The 20,290-nt window shown below is 44.1% G+C and carries 16 protein-coding genes; 14 read left to right on the forward strand and 2 right to left on the reverse strand.

What is annotated here, in order from left to right:
- The first annotated feature begins 80 nt into the window (after positions 1–80).
- From ABT56_RS12375 to ABT56_RS12400, 6 genes are all read left to right on the forward strand, one after another.
- The gene (locus ABT56_RS12375; RefSeq protein WP_047879259.1) at positions 81–977 is read left to right on the forward strand and encodes a helix-turn-helix domain-containing protein; all 897 of its coding nucleotides are present in this window, start codon (positions 81–83) and stop codon (positions 975–977) included.
- 29 nt (positions 978–1,006) lie between these two features.
- Complete coding sequence (locus ABT56_RS12380; protein WP_047879194.1) at positions 1,007–1,291, forward strand: hypothetical protein; 285 nt, start codon at positions 1,007–1,009, stop codon at positions 1,289–1,291.
- A gap of 207 nt (positions 1,292–1,498) precedes the next feature.
- The gene (locus tag ABT56_RS12385) at positions 1,499–1,954 is read left to right on the forward strand and encodes a GNAT family N-acetyltransferase (protein WP_053062475.1); all 456 of its coding nucleotides are present in this window, start codon (positions 1,499–1,501) and stop codon (positions 1,952–1,954) included.
- 19 nt (positions 1,955–1,973) lie between these two features.
- Complete coding sequence (locus tag ABT56_RS12390) at positions 1,974–2,552, forward strand: hypothetical protein (protein WP_047879195.1); 579 nt, start codon at positions 1,974–1,976, stop codon at positions 2,550–2,552.
- A gap of 183 nt (positions 2,553–2,735) precedes the next feature.
- A complete protein-coding gene (locus ABT56_RS12395) occupies positions 2,736–3,377 on the forward strand; it encodes an RNA ligase family protein (RefSeq protein ID WP_047879196.1) in 642 nt (213 codons plus the stop codon).
- The gene (locus tag ABT56_RS12400; RefSeq protein WP_047879197.1) at positions 3,374–4,618 is read left to right on the forward strand and encodes an AAA family ATPase; all 1,245 of its coding nucleotides are present in this window, start codon (positions 3,374–3,376) and stop codon (positions 4,616–4,618) included. The genes ABT56_RS12395 and ABT56_RS12400 overlap by 4 nt, the downstream gene beginning before the upstream one ends.
- A gap of 107 nt (positions 4,619–4,725) precedes the next feature.
- On the opposite strand, the gene ABT56_RS12405 is transcribed toward ABT56_RS12400, so the two are convergent.
- On the reverse strand, positions 4,726–5,007 hold the full coding sequence (locus ABT56_RS12405; RefSeq protein WP_047879198.1) for a hypothetical protein: 282 nt from the start codon (positions 5,005–5,007) through the stop codon (positions 4,726–4,728).
- 529 nt (positions 5,008–5,536) lie between these two features.
- On the opposite strand from ABT56_RS12405, the gene ABT56_RS12410 reads away from it, so the two are divergent.
- Both ABT56_RS12410 and ABT56_RS12415 read left to right on the forward strand, forming a co-directional pair.
- On the forward strand, positions 5,537–6,064 hold the full coding sequence (locus ABT56_RS12410; protein WP_047879199.1) for a phosphoribosyltransferase: 528 nt from the start codon (positions 5,537–5,539) through the stop codon (positions 6,062–6,064).
- Positions 6,065–6,112: 48 nt separating this feature from the next.
- Positions 6,113–6,529 (forward strand): hypothetical protein, encoded by a 417-nt coding sequence (locus ABT56_RS12415; RefSeq protein WP_047879200.1) that lies wholly within the window; start codon positions 6,113–6,115, stop codon positions 6,527–6,529.
- Between the two features lie 101 nt (positions 6,530–6,630).
- Here the strand turns inward: ABT56_RS12415 and ABT56_RS12420 are convergent, their stop codons facing one another.
- Positions 6,631–7,221 (reverse strand): hypothetical protein, encoded by a 591-nt coding sequence (locus ABT56_RS12420; protein ID WP_047879201.1) that lies wholly within the window; start codon positions 7,219–7,221, stop codon positions 6,631–6,633.
- Between the two features lie 216 nt (positions 7,222–7,437).
- Here ABT56_RS12420 and ABT56_RS12425 point away from each other — a divergent pair, with 216 nt between their 5' ends.
- The 6 genes from ABT56_RS12425 (at position 7,438) to ABT56_RS12450 (ending at position 20,244) form a co-directional block, all read left to right on the forward strand.
- Positions 7,438–8,442, forward strand: coding sequence for a hypothetical protein (locus ABT56_RS12425; protein ID WP_157037843.1), 1,005 nt, complete (start codon positions 7,438–7,440; stop codon positions 8,440–8,442).
- A 52-nt stretch (positions 8,443–8,494) separates the two neighbouring features.
- Positions 8,495–9,013: a hypothetical protein gene (locus ABT56_RS12430; RefSeq protein WP_047879203.1), complete on the forward strand. Its 519-nt coding sequence runs from the start codon at positions 8,495–8,497 to the stop codon at positions 9,011–9,013.
- A 244-nt stretch (positions 9,014–9,257) separates the two neighbouring features.
- Positions 9,258–11,849 (forward strand): family 20 glycosylhydrolase, encoded by a 2,592-nt coding sequence (locus tag ABT56_RS12435; RefSeq protein ID WP_047879204.1) that lies wholly within the window; start codon positions 9,258–9,260, stop codon positions 11,847–11,849.
- A 210-nt stretch (positions 11,850–12,059) separates the two neighbouring features.
- Entirely contained in the window at positions 12,060–12,347 is a 288-nt protein-coding gene (locus ABT56_RS12440) for a hypothetical protein (protein WP_047879261.1), read from the forward strand.
- Between the two features lie 931 nt (positions 12,348–13,278).
- Positions 13,279–16,692: an Ig-like domain-containing protein gene (locus ABT56_RS12445; RefSeq protein ID WP_047879205.1), complete on the forward strand. Its 3,414-nt coding sequence runs from the start codon at positions 13,279–13,281 to the stop codon at positions 16,690–16,692.
- A gap of 306 nt (positions 16,693–16,998) precedes the next feature.
- The gene (locus tag ABT56_RS12450) at positions 16,999–20,244 is read left to right on the forward strand and encodes a M66 family metalloprotease (RefSeq protein WP_047879206.1); all 3,246 of its coding nucleotides are present in this window, start codon (positions 16,999–17,001) and stop codon (positions 20,242–20,244) included.
- Positions 20,245–20,290 lie beyond the last annotated feature (46 nt).

Genomic DNA, 20,290 nt, shown 5'->3' on the forward strand with positions numbered 1-20,290 from the left:
GGCAGGGTAATAGATTGGGGATATTGATTTTATTCAGCTGGCAGGGGATAGTGATTTTATTGTCCCTTGAGATGTATGTTATGTCTGACGTCGAGAAAACTGCATTTAAGTTAGTTCCGGAACTGGCTCTGCTGGATCCATTGCCGGAACATTTACGAAAACGTTTTGTTAATGCGCTGCAAGTCATGCATGAAGATCTCGCAGAGCATAAATCATGGGAGCAAATCGCGAACGACAGTGCAATTTCGCCTTATCATTTTCATCGCCAGTTTAGTGAATTGTTTAACGAAACCCCTGGGCATTATCTTAATCGCTTACGTTTGCAAGTGGCAGTGAACTTGCTGCTCAGTGATGGTGAGTGGCATGTAATAGACATAGCTCAATACTGTGGCTTTTCGTCATCTCAAGCTTTGGGAAAGGCGTTAAAGCGAGAGTTAGGGTTAACAGCGAAGCAAATTCGAAAAATGGGGCATGCATCTACCCCTCGTGAAACTGGGGATTTTATCACTAAACTCGCCCATCCCGGCGTACAGCAAACAATCGAAGATAAACTGGCAGGGGAAATGCCAACTGAATTGATTTGGTATCCCCAAAGAGGGGTGAAAAAAATCCATCTTGATGATCCAGATTGGGATGCGGTGTTTAACCTTTACGGTAAAAAATCCACGCGTCTGCTAGGTGCGACTCCAATTCATCATTTAGATAGGCAGTGGCAGGCGATTGAAACATGCATTGGCGACTGGCAGGTTGGTAAGGCGCTTTACGATTTCACCATCCCTGAAGGAAATTACCTGTGCGCCGAAGTGTATCTAAAATCAGATATTGCTTACAGCGCCGCACTGGATGCATTGTTTGCTATTGCAAAGCAGCAGGTACTAAAGATTGATCAACAGGGCTATTTGGTAGAAATGGTTCGCGACATTGAAATGACATCAACTGGAGGCGTAGTTTTGTCATTCCAATTGCCTGTTGTTTGATTGTCTTCGTGATATTTTAAGGGTATGCAATGAAATACTTAAATATATTCAACATATTTGCGATTATTGCGCTAGTAGTCGATTTATTACTGCAAGGATATATGCTCGGATACTATTTGACAGAGGTGGATAATCAAAATCGCTCAGAAGCATTATTTGGTATAGCGATGTTTGCTGTTATGTCTCTTTGGGTTGTTGCTCCTGCATTGGTAACCGGATCCCTAACTCGTGGAAGTTACGCTAAAACAAGTCATTTTTTGCTGATACTGTGTGTTGTTCAATTGATGATAATTTTAATTATGTGGTTGATTTGAAATATAATGTAAGTAGAGGATAGTACTTGTCGTTTGTCATTTAACGTGGTAATTGAATCTATCAATTATCATAATTGCTTTAATTTTTTATGTGGTTTCAAGTCTAAGAGCATTTACGTCGCAAAATTCAAATAAAAAAAGGTATCACTGGATAGAGTTAAAAATAGTTGTAAAATTCAAACCTGTTACTATAGAGAGTGATGTTAAGTGATTGAACTTAGAAAATCAAAAGTAGAAGAAGCAAGTTTATTCTTTGCAATGGAGAGGACTGAAGAGGCAATAGGCTTTGTTATACCGTATTCACTGAAGAAACACAGAGAACTAATTGAAAGTGATGAAGTTATTTATTTATCTATATTTTATGATGATAAGCTATCAGGGTTTATGATATTGCATCAGGAAAATGATCAAGTCGTGGAGTTTAGGCGGATTGTCATTTCTGCAACGGGATATGGATTAGGGCAGCTAGCAATAAAAGCGATGGAGCAATATTGCTTTCAGTATTTAGATTGTTCCAGAGTTTGGTTGGATGTGTTTGAATCCAATTTGCGTGGGTTACATATTTATAAAAAATTAGGTTACAAAATTTTCCAAAATACCAGACATAATGGTGTGCAATTGCTTATGATGGAAAAGAAAAGGTCGCAATTTGAGCTTGGTTAACAGTGAAGGAGTAGGGGGGATGGTGTTAATTAATAATATGAATACTCTAATAAAGTTATCATTATGTACAATTATGATATTATATATTTCTTACGAGCCATCAACCGGTGCTTCTTATATGATGTCATTAAGCGTAATTGGTTGGTTCTTACTTTTTTCTATAGTGTTTTTAGTTTCAAATGTCATCAAAGGGATCTATTACAGAATCAAAGGTAAGCCATTTTATTTTTCTTCTTTGATACCATCATTATATGTCTTAATCATATCTGCTATCGGGGGAAATCATCTTAATGATTTAAATCAATCAGCCATAGAGTATCTTTGGAGTGAAGCAGAAAAGATACAATTGCAATGTGTCAGTGAAGGACAATGTCCGATCTCTCCTGATGGATGGGTTAAAAGAAACAACGCATATAAATATGACTATGTCTATAATAATACGGTCTTTATGATGTCATACTCAGCGACAAAAAATGACTTCAATATGTATATTTATTATGTTCTAGATGATCGTTATTATTTGAATGGTGGCGTTGAGCACCTTGTTTCTAGAGGTCGTCGTGTCATTTCTTTTCCGGTCACTGATGGTTGTTCATAATAGACAATGCTATTATCAATGGTGTATCATTATTTTTTTATCTAACTTTATCTAAGGACAGAGAGTTAAAGCTTCTGCTTATCATTATGTAATACCTGAATCGTAAGCACATTGTTCATGCATAATCACCCATGTTTTTGGGAGGTTTTATGCTGTATTAAATTTGTTTAGGTTCATAATATAATGATTAGATATAAGTATCCTCGCACACCACATTTGCCTTGGTCCCCTGGGGCAACCAGTGATGATATTCGCTGCATTGATACCAACATGTTTGTTGGGCGGCGAGTTGTAGTTACTGAAAAAATGGATGGTGAAAATTCCACCCTTTATCGTGATTTCGTACATGCGCGATCATTAGACAGCATTAATCACCCTTCGCGTGATTGGCTGAAATGCTTTCATGCAATGATAGGTTATGACATACCCATTGGTTGGCGGGTTTGTGGTGAAAATATGTATGCACGGCACTCAATCTGTTATTCGGCATTAAAAAGCTATTTTTATGGTTTTTCTATTTGGGATGACAACAACCAATGCCTGAGTTGGGCCGATACTTTGACCTGGTTTGATCTACTCGGTATTACTTCACCTCCTGTCATCTATCGTGGTATTTGGGATGAAGAGGTAATCCGGCAGTTTCAGCTTGATACCAAGCATGTAGAAGGCTACGTCGTTCGTCTCGAAGACAGTTTCTATTTCGATGATTTTCGCATGTCAGTCGCGAAGTGGGTACGAAAGAACCATGTTCAGACAGAAACGCACTGGATGCATAAAGTCATTGTGCCGAATGGATTATGCGATATAGAGGGGGCATCGAAATGAATAAATGGTTAGCTGATCTAGCGCGCGATGGCGAACCGTGTATTGATGAATGTGTGACTATGCTTGGGGCGTTTTTTGAGATGCTTAATGAATTGCAAGATACGCCACAAGATCCGCAATGGCATGCTGAAGGCAATGTTTATATACATACCGGTATGGTGCTAGATGCGCTATATACGGTATTGCGGGGTGACGCATCACATATTCGGGGTGAGCGTCGTCAGGCATTGATCCTTGCGGCTTTGCTGCATGACATTGCCAAGCCGGGGCAGACAAAAGAAACCGAAATTAATGGAACTATGCGGATAGTCAGTCCAAGACATGAAGAAGCGGGGCGCTCCTATCTAGCGTTTAAGTTCATGGATTTACCCTTGCCATTCTCGGTTGTGTGGACGGTACTCGGTTTGGTTGGTGAGCATCATATGCCCAAACGACTGGTTATTAAAAATGCATCGAGGGGAGAGTACCTTTCTTTGTCCCGGCGGGTAGATACCGAGTTGCTTTTTTGGCTTGAAGTTGCTGACATGAAAGGGCGAATTTGCCCGGATAAGAGCCTGCAACTGCAATATCTCGATGAGTTTCAGATGTTTGCACAGGAATATGGCGTGTGGGGTGAAATGTATTTTCCTAAGTCGCTTGAAGCGTTGTTAGATACAGAATCCGAGAAGGCACGTCGCTATATTCAAGTTCAAGCTATAGCGCAAATGCAAAATGATACGATTGTGCAAGAGGAAGAAGCCATTGCTCGTAGCTTTAGCCATAAAGACAACTATGCCCATTTAGTGCTTTTATGCGGGCCGAGTGGGAGTGGTAAATCAACGTATGTTTCGCGGCACTTGTCTGATTATGTGGTTATCTCCCTTGATGAGATTCGAGCAGAGGTGAATGGTAATCGCAGCAATCAGAAATCTGCAGGGCAGGTAATGAGCTTAGCCAAAGAACGACTGAAGGTATGTTTGCGAAATAAACAAAATGTAGTTTGGGATGCAACCAATGTGCGAGAAGATTTCAGAAAGATCATCGCCGATTTTGGTCGTGATTATAACGCATTGATTACGCTGGTGGTTTTCTTAAATAGCGAGAAAACGCTATTGGCAAATAATGCAACTCGTTCCTTTCCTGTCCCCGTTGATGTGTTACAAAAACAAATTTACACTTATCAATTCCCGCTAGTTCATGAGGCGCATGAATATATAGTCGTTGGTGAAAAAGGGAGAATTATGATGGATTTGTCTTCATAGTGGGTCATGGTATTTAATGGGAGGGATGTATCTTGCATCCCCCCATAACGAGCAGAACAGGGATGTGAGTTTTACTCGTTATGAGGAGGAGATAGATTTTCTAAGAGTTAAGATGCAATTCGGTTGTTGCGAACAAGCGCTCTACGGATGTTTTTGCACATTTTTCCGAACCTCGCCAATTCATCGAAAGTTGGCGGCAATCCGCGATTGATTTGGTGCTCCCAGTAGGTCAATTCGGAATCTACCATTTCCATTAGCTTCTTGGGGCAACCGATGCAACTGTTGTCTGGGCCACATACAAAAGTATCAGATTGATATAGCGGGAAGTCTTGTTTAACCGCATCAATAATTTGCTGCATGGCCGTGATTCTGTCTGGCTTTTTGCTCACAAGATAAGCTCCTAAAGAAGTTCAAGCGAGCATTATAGGTTTTATGGATTACAATACCAGACCGAAAAAGAGTAATTTATCATTAAGAGATTGAATAGTAGCTAAATCAAAAAGATACGCTGATTATCTATTCAACCCACCGATCAAGGAGGGGTTATGGTATGTGTGATATTTGTTTCGGATAGATGATTTCTGTGTGGGCGTCAATCGAATGTGACTCTACCTCACAAAATGACAAAGAAAAATCGGTATGAATCCATAAATAAGCCGTATCTCTGGAAAAATTGCGAGTATTTTGTAAACCTAGAGTTATTGAACGCCACTTTAATAATGATGAAAGAATGCTGTGCGTGGGGGCCGCAAAGAAAATAGCTTGTGTTTTCTTTTGGTCTATCGATGTTAGTTTAAAGGCATAATCAAAACAAAATATTAATTGAAAACTCGATGAGTAAGAAAACAATAGATTGCTCTCTGTGAAGAGTAACTGGCGTATATTATTTGTTTTTATGGAGATAATTTGGAGTAATTAATGGAAAAAGTTAATCATTTTGGAAAGGTTGTGCTCAGTCAAGAGCAGATTAAACGTGGTGTAGAGATCGTTGCCGAGAAACTGAATAAGACATTTTTTGATGATGAAGTTGTTATTATATCAGTTGTTCCTGGTGGAATCCTGTTTACGGCAGATCTTGTTCGTGAATTGAAATTTGATGTCAATATGGATTATATTGCTTGTCATCATACACCGGGGGTAAGCGAGAATAATTCACCTATTATCTATCATCAAGATATTAACATTAAGGGTAAGCATGTCATCCTTGTCGATGATGCAATTGAGACGGGTGGCACAATGAAGCGAGTTGCACTTTTTGTAGTGTCTGAGTTTGATGCCAAATCCGTTTCTATTGCGACATTATTTGTCAAACCTAGTCGAGTTGAAATACCAGTGATGCAGTATTATGCCTACGAAATGGAAAATGATGATATGTTAATCGGCTATGGCTTATCTTGGAATAATAAATATCAAAATATTCCTTTTGTTTCGACATTGGTAAAATAGAACCGTTAAATAGTTATTTATCAAGTGCTGATATCTTGGAGGATAGTGGTGAGAGTAAAAAAGTGGTTGAATTTATTGGTGATATTTATTTTCACAGGAAGTGTTTCGGCTTATGAATCTAACTCGGAACATTGTGAGTTGACAGTTGAAGATGCTGTTAATGCTCATAGGGGATTTATGCAATACCAATTAGGTGTGTTTTCTGGTAAATATTCAGGCGGTGTTTATACGGATCCTGTTCCTGAAAAGAAAGGTTATGAATTTATAATTGATGGGAATGAAGTATGGTTTGACCGGGATTCTAATGGCCACCATGAGATGGCTTTTTTAGTTGAAGATAACCAGCTTACCTACATTGCTTGTATTGGCAAAGTGGCGACTATTATTGATGCATCGTATGAATATCGATCATATTTGGGAAAGAATAAATCGGCCTTAAATAAGGTATTTGATAAGTCCATTTAATGGATATAGCAGCCTTTGGTTGAAGGCTGCAAAGAGACAGAGGTTATGCGCGGTGTTGTCTAATAGATAATGCCTTGTCGAGGCTTAGCTAAAGATGAGCTTCAGCGTTCGGCATGGTAGATGAGTAAGGCCATATCCGTCACCATGTCCCCAATGGGTGTTTCGTTAAAGCGTTGCGTTTTACCATCAATGACGGAATATGTTTTCTTATTAGCGTCGCTTATCCTTGATACATCATGACAGGTACTCGACATCCGAAAGTTGCAGTTTTCCATCATGGATTCAGTCGTAAAGTAGGTGGCATGAATAGCAATGTCATTGCGTTGGTCATTTTTAGTATGAATAACAGCAATTTGAGCTATACCATCAATTTTACCATCATTAGCGAGCAGGTTGTTTATAACATTCTGATATTGCTCGTTAAATGTTGATTCATTAGTGCTGACAAATAGATACGAATCAAAGCCTATTTTTTCTAATTGCTTACCAAGCTGGGTAGCAAATGTTTTTCCTGCCTCGTGCATAAATCCATTCGCGGCAGGATTGTTGTCATATGTAGAGTTCAGTCCATCACCTGCAATGATCAATAGCCGTTTGCCTTTTATATTGTCACTGTGTGTACTAGAACAGCCAAACAAGCCTGATATTATCAGTGCTATTAATATATTTCGTATTATTGTCGCTTTATGCATCTATGAGTTTCTCTGGTTAGGTTCTGCTTCATGGTATGAGACATATTGCTGTATAGCTATGTCGAACAAGGCTGAAGTAATGTGTTGGAGTAAAAACTGAGTTTGCGAATAGTACATTATTTTTTAACAGAATAAACCTTTATACTGAAGCTATCTTAGAATGTCGGATCTAGAGACAGTTGAATAATTTCTAGTCATTTATACAAAGGATATTTTTTGCGACGATTACATCGAGGTTCAAAAAGAAAGGTTATCATTCATCCAATTGATATGAGTTTAGAATCTAAGCCTTCTAAGATCACCGTGAAATGGCTTGAGGATGACTCTGAAACCATCGGCTGTCATCAAGGGCTAACATTCAGAGAGTCAATGCAGTTTGTCGAAGATTTTAATTGGGGGCTTTATGATGGTCAGGGTTGCTCAGAGCTGACATTGTATAAAGGTGATGATAACGATAATTTTATGGCTTTTCATATTACCCAACTGGGGAGGGATACATTTAGTATAAATTTACAGGTAGTGCATAAAGCTCAACGCAAGTATATTTGGAGCAAATCAAAAGTAATAGCAAATTTAGGTACCTGCTCGAAAAGTGAACTGACTAGGGTTCTGAAGCCGTTAGGAAACTATAGTGTCAGCCGCCTTTTCAAACGTTACTTGCCAGAGACCATCGATATTCGGTTAAAATTGTTACTGCTCTTTGTTGTTTTTAGCATGGTGAGCTTGTTCTGGTTCGATTCATCTAATTTATTGCTCAGCCCAACATATGATTACTACTTATATAATAAACATATAGTGGTGTTCTCTATTTTTGCCGCTTTGTTGATTACTTTTCGTATACGGCATGTATTAAATATGACGGCCAAGGACATACTGCCTTGTATTGGCGTAGGTAGCCTGCTAATGATGTTTTTTGTTTATATGCTGGCTTTGCTTCCTATTGCTCCCGTGCATTATTTCTTTTCAGTGCCAGCGACACAAATCGAACAAGTCTCTGATTTAGGCTCATCCTACTATGGGTCTGGTAAGGGGAGCTGTAGAGGGCGGGTGTGGTTGCGTTCGGCAGGTAAGTTGCAGCGAGAAAGAGTGCTGTGCCACGTGCCAGAGCCTTTGTGGCGTCAGCTCAAAATCGGCGATCGGCTTTGGTTGCAAGGTGAGCAATCGCCAGTGGCGTTTTCACCTGATAAAATGGCGCTTATTTATCAACTGAATAATCAATAAAGTGCCGTTAGTCTCCCAGTAAGACGGCTACTGAAACAATAGAGATAATGTAATGTATGACACTATGCTGGATTTGATTCATTTCGATCAAACCTTGATCTTGCCAAAGTACGACTATGAGCTTTTGGAAAGAGAGGGTTACCATGTGCTTTTGCTCTACCGTGGTGCCACACGTTGCCGCCCATATCTTCATTTTCGCCCGCTTAATTTGAGCGAGCGCTATACCGAATATGATTTTTCTGAACTGTTGTTTGAGTGCTATGAAGGACACCTTGAAGTTCTGTCGTATTCTGTCACCGAAACAACTGACACGATAACGATTCAAACGCGTTATGCCCTGCGTAATGATGATCCTCTTGGTAAGTTGAATGGGTTGCAATTTAGCTATTATCAAGAGATTTGGGGCGATGAGAGCGATCCTGTTTTTCATTATCAAGTGGAAAATGCGATGTATGCTGAATTTGATACCTCTATTCCAAACAGACCACTTGCGCTGGAGTTGAATGGAACATTATCAGGGGAAGCGGTGAAAGTGCCATTAGTTGGTTCTTATTTATGTCCAACTGAATGATATTGTCAATAGAGTCAATAAGTAGTATCACGAGCTGAACTCTATATTGACTCTTTTATTTTAGTATCAAAATAAAACTGTGAGAGTATAAAAAATAGCCTGTAACTATTAAGAATATCATTCTCTTTTTTGGTGTATTCCCTTCCAATATTATTAACTGACACCCTGTACGTAGGCGAAAAAACTCGCACAAAATATCTTTTTCTTTATTTTTATTTCGGTTTACAAAATAAAGGAAAAACACATGAAATGGAAAGCATCTGCCATTGCGCTTGCTGTAAGCGCATTGTGCTCTTCACCGGTTTTTGCATTGTCGCAGCAGTCTCTTAATCAGTATGGCGACAGCGTTGCGTTGTCGTACACCGTGGTTGATAACACGCAGGATGAGTGGCGCACTTTCCGAGCGAAAATCTCGTTGAATAACCAAGGCGCGACGGCTCTGCCTGCATCTGGGTGGGCAATTTGGTTTAGCCATATCCGTAAAATCCCAACGGTATATAGTGATCAGTTTGTGATCACTCATATCAACGGCGACATTTTCAAGCTTGAACCGACAGCCGCTTTCAAAGGACTTCCTGCAGGACAGAGTTTAGATTTTGAGTTTGATGGTTCGGACTGGCAGGCTGCCAGAACCGATATCATGCCTAACTGGTATTTTGTCTCTGACCATGAAGGTGCAACCGTCACAGCCTTGATTCAAAACACCAGTAACCGAGTAAACGGAAAGGTACCTGTTAAGCCGCAAGATGAATTGGCATTTGTGTCGGACTTTACAAATGCTAAGCAGTGGAAGCGTTACGATGCTCCAAGCCTGCGTGATGCCTACGATCCATTTACCGCAGAGCAGCGCTTTGAGCGTAATGCCAACTTGTCTCATCTTGAGAACGTAGTGGGTGTGGTTCCTGCTCCTGCTGAGATGAGCGTTGGTAATGGTAGCGTTACGCTGGATTCAGATTGGGTGGTGGTTTACGACGCGGGTTATGAACAAGAAGCGGCCTATCTTGCAGAGCAGCTAGGTATTACGGCAGCACCATGGTCACCGACGGCGGCGAAAGTGATCAAAATGGGCTGGGGGCAGGTTAACCTCAATAGTCGCTCTTTATGGAGCGAGGCTTATAAGCTGAATGTCGATCCGGCGCAGGGGAATATCAAGATTGCAGCAGCTGATGCGGCAGGCGCTTTCTATGCTGCCCAGTCACTGCTTCAGTTAGTGGATAATGGCGTGGTTCCTGCTGTGCAGATTACAGATGCTCCGCGTTTTGACTATCGTGGTTTTTCTCTTGATTCATCACGTAACTTCCGCGACAAGGAAACGGTTCTTCGCCTCCTTGACCAGATGGCTCGCTTTAAGCTCAATAAGCTTCACTTACGTTTGGCGGATGATGAAGGTTGGCGTATTGAGATAGCGTCATTACCTGAGCTAACAGAGATCGGTTCGCATCGTTGTTATGATCCTGAAGAGCGCCGTTGCCTGTTGCCTTTCTTGGGAGCCGGTCCAGATGGGACACCTGAGTCTAATGGTTATTATACGGCGGCTGATTACCGCGAAATTTTGGCCTATGCCAAAGCGCGTAATATTGAAGTGATTCCTGAGTTGGATATGCCGGGTCACGCCCATGCTGCCGTTAAGGCAATGGAGGCTCGTTACCATCGTTTAATGGCTGAGAATCAGCCTGAAGCTGCGGCAGAATTCTTGTTGACCGACTTTGAAGACAAGTCTGATTATCTTTCTGTTCAAATGTTTAAAGATAACGCCATGAATATTTGCATGGAGTCTACCTTTAGCTTTGTTGATAAAGTGACTGGTGAACTCGCAGCTCTGCACCAAGGGATCCAGCCTCTTAAAACATTCCATTTCGGTGGTGATGAAGTGGCGGGGGCATGGAAGAATTCGCCTGCTTGCCAAACTTTCTTCGCCAACAACGACAAAGGGATCACCTCTCCTGATCAACTCAGCCAGTACTTCGTTGAGCGCGTAGCGGCAATTACGGCAAATCATGGCCTCAATCTCGGCGGTTGGGAAGATGGTTTGATGCATAACGGTAAGGTGTACCCACGTGCAGCAATGGCAAATGCGATGGTTCGAGGTAACGCTTGGCAAAATATCTGGGAGTGGGGGGTTGGTGATCGGGCCTATAACCTTGCTAACAATGGCTTTAAAGTCATTTATAACCATGCCACTCATTTCTACTTTGACCACCCATATGAGCCAGATCCTAATGAGCGTGGTTATTACTGGGCGCCACGTTATACAGATACCCGCAAGACGTTTGGCTATATGCCTGATGACGTATTTGCAAATGCCGACTTTACTCGTGCTGGTGCACCAATAACGAAAGAGGAAGTGGTAGCCTCTGCAGGTGTGAAGAAGTTAGAACGTCCTGAAAACGTAGCGGGTCTGCAAAGTTCATTGTGGGCGGAAACCGTTCGTACCAGTGAGCAGTTTGAAGGTATGGTGTTCCCTCGTATTATTGCGATGGCAGAGCGAGCATGGCATACAGCAGAATGGGAAGCGAATGATGCCCAAAGCAAACCGCTTGATCAGGCAACGCGAGATGCCGATTATAACCGTTTTGCAAACTTGTTGGGGCAGCGTCTGTTTGATGAGTTAGAAGCCGATGGTATTGATTTTAATCTACCTGTCCCGGGGGCAAAAATAGAGCAGGGTATCTTGAATGCCAACTCTCCATTCCCAGGTTTGGCTATTGAATATTCAGATGACAATGGTGCTAATTGGCAAGTATTTGATGGTGCTAATCCACCGGCGGTTTCTGGCAATGTGCTCGTTAGAACGGTTTCTGGTGAACGTACAAGCCGTATAGCAACAGTAAAATAACAACGTAAGTTGGCTAGTTAGACCCGGCTCAGGCCGGGTCTTTTTTATTGTTAAAGCTTCATGATGAGGTAATGGAGACACAAAAATCACATTTTCATCCAGATATGACTGAATTTGGTATATCCCTTTCCGTTGTATGTGAGGTAGAGCCTTGAAGATGATAACGAGGTATGAATACTTGAATATTCAACGATTAAGAGGGAATGCATGATGTCCAAATATCAATTTTTCTGCAAACCAGATTCGAATCGAAGAGAGTTTACGTATCTGGATATGGATGGCGACACTTTCATTGACGAAAAACGGCAGCTTATTGCCATAGGCTTTGAGGTCGAAGGTGATGTGATTTATGCCGACTCACCGCAAGAGGCGATTGATAAATTCCAGTCGAACTTCAGTGCTCCGCTAGAGGATTATTCTAATTCCCATGTTGCTGGTGGCATAGCCACGTTCGTGATTGAGGCTGTAAAAACACTGCGGAATAGTGCTAAAAAATAGGGGCGTGAGTTTTCCGCAAGGGATGTTTTTCATTACTGCAACTTTGCGGAAAATAATATTTTTCCATCTGTAAATATAGTTAATTAAAAAACACTATAATCTTAATGTTGCTTCTAGTTTGACGTTTATTTTTTTGTTTGATTTGGATTTGTTGTGATTTTTTAAATAAAAAGTCGGTTGGACAATCTGATTTGGCTATTATTTTACACTGATTTTCTAACTTTCAGTTTTTCTCGTCTAACATCCTCTCTTGTTGATGTTCAAGGGGTATCTTTTCCCCTTTTTTTCGTTTTTATTTCACTGCAAGCACGGTTCATTGTTGAGAAAAACAGGCATTTTATGTCATACAAATCAGGCGTTTGCTGGAAAAATAACCTGAAATTCATGTGAAAAAGCCCTCATACACGCTTCGGCTGGGAAAAAACTGAATCAATGCCACAAAAATGAGATAAGACTCATACGATTTTAGATGTTTCATAGTTAAATACAGAAAAATCAGGAGGTCATAGGTGTTGACATCTTGTTTTTCTTACATCGAGTCAATGTTTGCGATCTCTTTGTGAGAGCTTAGATTCCAGATATGGATGATTTGCGAGTAAAAACGGAGCAGTGTTGCTTTGGCATTGCCTAGGATAGTGGGCTACATGAAATGGTTTGACAGCTATTACTGAGGGGAATACCCGTCAGTAACAAAAAAACAGTGGCGAATGGTTTATCAATGATATGTGAAGTCAATTTGTGTGGATTGATAGACAATCGATGAAATTAAAAGTTGTTGAACCATTGTTCCTGCTATCGAATCCGTCACGCTGAACTGCAGAGCATGATTTTGCAAAGGATGGCATGAATCATAAATGCCAACTATTGCACGCGTCTTTAATAACGAATTAATTTATCTGAAAAGATAAATAAATAATAGAAGAGCTAAACCTTGATTAAATTAAATAAAATAACAATCGCACTTGCTGGTGTGATGTTTAGTGGTTATTTGCATGCTGCAGATGCGAACGCATCTGGTGTTGTTACTTTTGTTCCTGGTGAAACAAAAGTTCAGAATGGCGAGATGGTTTCTTACAACGGTGAGTGTTTTATTGCTCAAAACAATCCTGGTGTATGGGAAACGCCAAACGCAAGTTCATGGTTCTGGACTGTGGCAGAGTGTTCCGGTGAACCAGGCCCAGGTCCTGAGCCTGAACCTAATCCAGATCCTGAGCCAGAGCCAGAGCCAGAACCAGAGCCTGGTCCAAATCCAAACCCTGATCTAGGCGATGTGATTCCATTCATCCCAGGTCAAACGCAGGTGAGCAATGGCGATGTTGTGTCTTACAACGATCAGTGTTTCATCGCGAAGAACAACCCTGGTGTTTGGGAAACGCCAAGCGCAAGCTCTTGGTTCTGGGAACTGACCGAATGTTCAGACGAACCGGGCCCAGGTCCTGGTCCAAACCCGGATCCAGAGCCAACTGAGCTGTCTGTACTGTCTCCAGTTGCTGGTCAGGTAGTGAACGCGAACGACGTGGTTGCGATCAATGCAAGCGTTGATGGCGAATTGGCAGCAAAAGTGGAATTCTGGGCAAACAACCAGAAGCTATCTGTAAAAGTTGTTAACCAGAACCAAACCACTTACACGCAAAACTGGACACCAGTGGAAGCGGGTAGTGCGACAATCAACGTGATTGTACTGGACAAGAACGGCCAGAAACTTGAGCAGCAATCTGTATCTGTAACCGTAAAAGAAGAAGTGACAGAAGACTTCACCGCACCAGTAGTGAAATTCATCACACCAGCTAACGGCACAACCGTTAACGAAAAAGACACTGTGTCTATTTCTGTTAATGCAACAGACGTGGATAACGATCTGAAGAAAGTCGTTGTTAAAGCTGACAACCAGCAGATCTGTACGTTTGATGCAGCGACGACTGATAAGTTCGCGTGTGACTGGCAGCCAACCAAGACTGGCGACATCACACTGAACGCTATCGCGACCGATGCGCAGAACCTAACGTCATCAGCGCGTGTGAAAATCACCGTTGAGCAAGACGTGGTAGAGCCGCCGGTTGAGCCACCAGTGACTCCACCAGGTGCGCTATGTGAAGAGTTCAATGTTTACCCAGACTGGACGCGTGGCGACCATGCAGGTGGCGGTGACATTATGGTTCACAACAATATTGCTTACTCTGCAATTTACTGGACACAGTCTGTACCAGGCAGCGATGCGTCATGGGCTCTTCACCTGAACTGTGATGGCTCTGAACCAGGTACGGCACCACTACTGTCTCTACAAAACCCGATGGATCCAATCCGTCTGGAAGTGGCAGGTTGGCCAAACACGTTTGTTGTTGCAAGCCCATCTACAACGGCTCCTGCGACACTGACTATCGATACGATCAACAGCGATGCGCTGGCGAACGTAGACAAGCTAACGCGTGCGTTTGTGTCTATCATCAAGCAGGCTGAGCAAGCAGGTACAGCATCAATCATTATCAACAGCGATGTGCTTGATCTGGCTACCAACGATAAAGGCGCAGCATTGGGCACTGTATCAGTGAAAGAAGCGCTAACAAGCGCCGTTGAAAGCACGGGCAGCAAGATTGACCTAGATGCTATCAATGCACTGAGCAACGATGTGAAAGGCTGGGCACAAGCACACAACCTGATCATCACTACGCTAGCACCAGAAGCGACGTTCGGTTGGTCTCTAAGCATCGGTGAGTTTGCTTACGATACACATTCTGGCCGTCAGTCGGTATGGGATGAAGCGTCAGTATTTACAGCAGACTTACTAGATAGCTTTGAACTGTACAAAGCCGATGCAGCGAACAAAGCGGACTTCGTTGTGTTTACTAAGTCAGGCACAACTGAAGCGCTGAACAGCGAGCAGTGGCACAACGCCCTAGAGTACGTGAAGCAAGTAACTGACTACGTGAAGTCACCAGCAATGCTGGCAAACATGCCAACAGCGCAAACGTCTGGCTACTTCATGGGTGACGCGGCAGGTAAACCTCAGCTACGTAAAGCGGCTTACAGCAACGTATTCGCGATTATGTTCGATACAGACTCTTCTGAACTAACGAATAAGATCGACGGTTACCAGAACGCGAAAGTGCCTCTTTACTACGTAGGTGAAGAGCTAGAGAAAGGCTCTCTGACTAGCATTGAAGCGCTGAACCAGCAGCTAGCAGCGGCTGAGAATGCGATGGATAACGAAGCGTTCCTATACGAAACTCCACAGTCACAGTGGGTTCCGTCAACAGTATACAAGTGGAATGACTTCCTGGACGGCTTGAATGCAATGCACAACATCGGTGTTGCAGGCAACAAGTTCTGGTTGATGAACGAAGGCGTGGATGATGAAACAAACATCAAATACGCAAAAGTCGCGATTGCTGCGTTCCTAGCACAAAGTATGCAGGAAACAATCCGTTACAACGCGTGTGACGAGAACAACTGGTCTGAAGTGAAATACGGCGCGCCAGCGGATTACCCGATGACGGCAAGCTGTGGTCAGCTAGGTCAGAAGTACGCAGACTACGGTGTAAACCCAGTGTCTGGTTTGGATCACGCTTACTCTTGTCCTCGTGACAACAAGATGGAAGTGAGCGCACTGACGCACGCGAAATGGTACGGCGCACCGGCTCCTGTATTCGCAGCACCAAATGCAGTACTGGAAGAGCGTGGCCTGTTAGTGAACGGCGCGGTAGGTCGTTGGACCAACAACGGTCACTGTAATGGCGGTCCAAATGAAACCGTGGATACGTCTAAGCAGGTTTGGGAACGCGAAGACTGTAAAGTTTATGAAGGCCAGAAAGCCGGTAGCTTCATTTGGGACGGCAGCAGCCAGGAAAGTGTTGAAGGTTGTGGCTGGTGGGGCCGTGGTGTAATCCAGACTACAGGTCGTCAGAACTTCGGTACGCTGAACCACTACCTAGGTCGTTCACACGTTGACCCAGAAACCATCGGTAAGACCATTGACGGTGTAACGGTTGAAGCGCCACCAGCGAACCCGCTGTACGCAGAACTTGATTTCTGTTCAAACCCAGGCTTGATCTGTAGCTCTGAAGAGAACAAAGAAATTAAGTGGATTGCAGGTCTGTTCTACTGGGTAACATCAGTACAGGCTTACAACGATGAAGGTGGTCAGTACGCGGATTGGAACTACTACAACGAAATCAAGAAGTACGTTGATAGCGGTCTGAAAGGCTCTCAGTTCATCGATGACGTTTCTGGTATCGTTAACCGTGGTTGTCCAGACCTGACGTGTTCAACCGGTGATGTTCACAACGTGAAAGAGCGTCGTGAGAACTTTAAACTGGTTCTACAGAAACTAGGTCTAGATCCTCAATAAGGATAAGACAGGCTAATACGTCTTTACTGATCATTGGCTAAGACAAGAGAAGAACCCCGCCAAGTGCGGGGTTCTTTTTTTGTCTTTTTTATTCGCTTGAACAATGAGTTGTTGTGCGTATTAGGGGCATGCAGGCATCAGCGTATGGGCAAAATACAGACGCGATTCAGGCCTGATTTCCATTTTTCGTACCCCGTTCCTTTTATTTTTGTGGGGTTAGTTCAAGGAAAAATGCATACCTCTCACGGATTGTGTTGACCTCACTTATATTCCTGATAAATATCGCTAATAGCAATTTGGATAATAATGAAAAAGACATACATTGCTTGCTTGATCCCAGCCTTGCTCGCGGCAGGATCAGCGTTTGCCACTCCATCGTCGGCAACAGACATTCACTATTTCAGCCAGAAAGCTTTGCCGTCTGATACACAAGGCCGCCTGCTGGGTAGTGTGAACATGGCGCAGAGTATCATCATACCGACCGTGCATCAGGTGCAGGATGATCGCCAACCGCATTTGGTTGCGCTACGTAAAACCCTGGTGATTTTTGAGCCGCAGGATGAGGCTTTTTCACTGACGACCCCAATCACGCTTACGGCGAAAAACAGCCAGGGTGAGGTTGTGCATCAGCGCGTGATGTCACTGCCAAGCCAACTGCCAAAAGTGGCGGGTCAGCTTGATGATCTGAATATCATTATTGAAAAACCTACCCAGTTTGATCACAGAGTGACAGGGAATGGCCCGCTGGGCAGTATTGCCGATGCGCAAGGTCAGGCTGCATTTGCACAGCTACTGACTGAACACGATACCATTCAAGTAGAAACGGCGGATGGCAGCTGGGCGCAGAACTTTATTTTGCCGGAAGGGGAAGCGTTTCACGGTAAGCGTGTGACGTTTACCTCTTATGCAGGCTATAACTCGTTTATCACCTATTCAACCGGTACCGATACGATCAGTGCAGGGAATGAATTTACCTATAAAAACCAGAATGGTAAGTGGTTTGCTCAATCGGACATTGATATTAAAAACGTTGCGTACAGCGATAAAGCGTACACCACGATTTTGCCAGCAGAAGCGGTACAGCCAGGTTTGACCCTGACGTTTGCGACCGAAGACGGGCAGGAAGGGGTATTGAATGCCGTGAAAATCGGGGCAAGTACTCATTTTGTATTGAATGCGGTCGATATCGGTTTGCTGACACCACCACGTGAGCAGTTTGCCTTTGTTCATGATCGCGAGTTGCAACGCCAGTATTTCCAGAATTTGCAAATCAGTAAGTTGACTGTCAACCCGTATGAGCCGATCTACTTTGCCGAAGTGATGCTGCCTAATGGCCGTCTGCTGCAGGACTACGATCCAAGTAAAGCGGATGGTTATGGCAGTGACTCTCATTACTGGGTGGCCCGTGAGTTGGTGTCTGCGGGTATCAACAGCGCGAACTACGGGGTGAACTCATCGTCAGTACGCCCTCATGCCGCATGGAATATCAACAACCCGTACCATGCTGCGCAGGTGACGGTGAATATGTCTGTCGGTAAGTATACTGATGGCAACATCGTACACGGTATGTTGGGTTCGTATGCGGGCGTCGCGTCTGTTGCTAACTCCACGGGCAATGAATTCAGCCATGAAATCGGCCATGAACTCGGCGCGGGCTCGCATTACTTGGGCGGTTTCTTGGGGGCGGTCCATAACCGCTCGACCGAGCGTAACTCCGCGTGGGGTTGGGATGAAAAACACAACAACTTCCTGCCGAACTTTACCAAGGCTATTACGAACACGCCGATGTGTTACGAAGGTCAGTGTGCAGAGCCGTTTGCTGGGCATGGGTTTGGTACCGGTACCATGTCGGGCGGTTGGCCGATGTATCCGCAGCATAATGCTTATACCTTGCACGTACCGTATGAGTTAAGTGTGTTTCAGGATTTCATGACCCAGAAAGCGAACTTTGATTTGGCCTCACCAACCGGTTTCAGTAAGTGGAACTCAGACTTGCAGCAAATGGAGCCGTGGGAAAATCGAGTAGCCGATGATCTGGCCTTTGAAATTAAGCAGATTGCCGATAACAACTCGTTGCATCTCTTTGGCCCTGAAAGCACCGAACTGCATACGATTTACAGCCAGTTTGATGCGATTCGCTTTAGCTTGGGTAATGGCGATTGGGCGCGTGATTTGTACTTGCTGGATGATGCGGCGTTTGAAGGCAAAGTGGCCCAGTTCCAATCATGGGCCGGCTGGACGGCTTACGTACATGTGAACGGAACAACGCGCGCGCTGAAGACAAACGAAAAATTTGCGTACCAGTTTACCAACGGTGCATGGGTGGAAGTGGAGAGCGATGTGCTGGACAAGACCATCGCACTGATACCGACCAAGCAAGGCGTGCCAGTCACTACGCTTGTCGGCTACTACGATCCGGAAAACACCTTGCCGAGCTACATCTACCCAGCACTGCATGGTGCATACGGTTCGGTATATAACGACGAGTTTTCGCCGTCATCGTGCCAGTTGTCGGTGAAAACACGAGAAGCGGGGACGTTGACATACAACTTGTACAATCGCCGTTTGACTGATGGCATGATGAACCGTTTCCACATTAACGTTGAAACCGCACTACAGCCTTATGAAGCAGAGGTGATGTGTGAGGGTGAAGTGCTCGATATGGCAGCGTTGGATGCGCCGAAGCAATCACTGTCTGCTACGGTGATCACCACACAAGCGGGTGAAGCACCGACGATTCAGGGCATTGACGATGTACTGATTGCCCAAGGCGAGGCGTTTGATCCGCTGGCGGGTGTAACCGCACAGGATGACTTTGATGGCGATGTGACCGCGTCGTTAGTGGTCGAAGGACAGGTCGATAACCAGAAAGCCGGTGTCTACACCTTGACCTACAAGGCTTACGACAGTGCGCAAAGTGAAACCGTGGTAATCCGTACCGTTGAAGTGTTCAGTGAAAAGCCGGTATTGGCGGGTATTGAGGATGTCACGGTGGATCTGGGCACCGCGTTTGATGCGATGAACGGTGTGTCTGCTCACGATGCAGAAGACGGGGATTTGTCGGCTGTGGTGTTGGTTTCTGGCAATGTGGATGTCAACAATGCAGGCACATATGTGCTGGTGTATCAGGTGACAGACAGTGCAGGCCAGACAGTGACAGCAGAACGTACGGTGACCGTGGAAGGGTGTGAGAACATGTGGTCGGCGCAGGCCATTTATGTCGCGGGTGATCACGTGTCGCACAATGGTGCAGTATGGCTAGCAGGCTGGTGGACGCAAGGTGAAGAGCCGGGCACTACCGGTGAGTGGGGTGTATGGAAGAAAGTGGCAGATAATGGTTGTTCTGCACCCAAGCCTGAAATCACCCCGCCACTACCGGGTGAATACCCAGCCTATCAGGCGGGTACGGCCTATCAAGAAGGCGATATCGTAAAGGGGACGGATAACCACCTGTACCAGTGTAAGCCATGGCCAAACTCAGGCTGGTGTGCGAGTGCCGCCTATGCGCCGGGTACCAGTGCTTACTGGCAAGATGCGTGGACTAAGCTGTAAGCCGATGGGCTGCTAGAACATACAACGAGAAAGACCAAAAGCGGTG

This window comes from Photobacterium aquae (genome assembly GCF_001029445.1).
GTDB classification, from domain to species: domain Bacteria; phylum Pseudomonadota; class Gammaproteobacteria; order Enterobacterales; family Vibrionaceae; genus Photobacterium; species Photobacterium aquae.

Bases quoted from the DNA above. Each gene is read 5' to 3' on its own strand.
- ABT56_RS12430 (WP_047879203.1), top strand. From the start codon at position 8,495: ATGTATGACACTATGCTGGATTTGATTCATTTCGATCAAACCTTGATC.
- ABT56_RS12435 (WP_047879204.1), top strand. From the start codon at position 9,258: ATGAAATGGAAAGCATCTGCCATTGCGCTTGCTGTAAGCGCATTGTGC.
- ABT56_RS12375 (WP_047879259.1), top strand. From the start codon at position 81: ATGTCTGACGTCGAGAAAACTGCATTTAAGTTAGTTCCGGAACTGGCT.
- ABT56_RS12440 (WP_047879261.1), top strand. From the start codon at position 12,060: ATGTCCAAATATCAATTTTTCTGCAAACCAGATTCGAATCGAAGAGAG.
- ABT56_RS12420 (WP_047879201.1), bottom strand. From the start codon at position 7,221: ATGCATAAAGCGACAATAATACGAAATATATTAATAGCACTGATAATA.
- ABT56_RS12400 (WP_047879197.1), top strand. From the start codon at position 3,374: ATGAATAAATGGTTAGCTGATCTAGCGCGCGATGGCGAACCGTGTATT.
- ABT56_RS12380 (WP_047879194.1), top strand. From the start codon at position 1,007: ATGAAATACTTAAATATATTCAACATATTTGCGATTATTGCGCTAGTA.
- ABT56_RS12410 (WP_047879199.1), top strand. From the start codon at position 5,537: ATGGAAAAAGTTAATCATTTTGGAAAGGTTGTGCTCAGTCAAGAGCAG.
- ABT56_RS12390 (WP_047879195.1), top strand. From the start codon at position 1,974: ATGGTGTTAATTAATAATATGAATACTCTAATAAAGTTATCATTATGT.
- ABT56_RS12450 (WP_047879206.1), top strand. From the start codon at position 16,999: ATGAAAAAGACATACATTGCTTGCTTGATCCCAGCCTTGCTCGCGGCA.
- ABT56_RS12395 (WP_047879196.1), top strand. From the start codon at position 2,736: ATGATTAGATATAAGTATCCTCGCACACCACATTTGCCTTGGTCCCCT.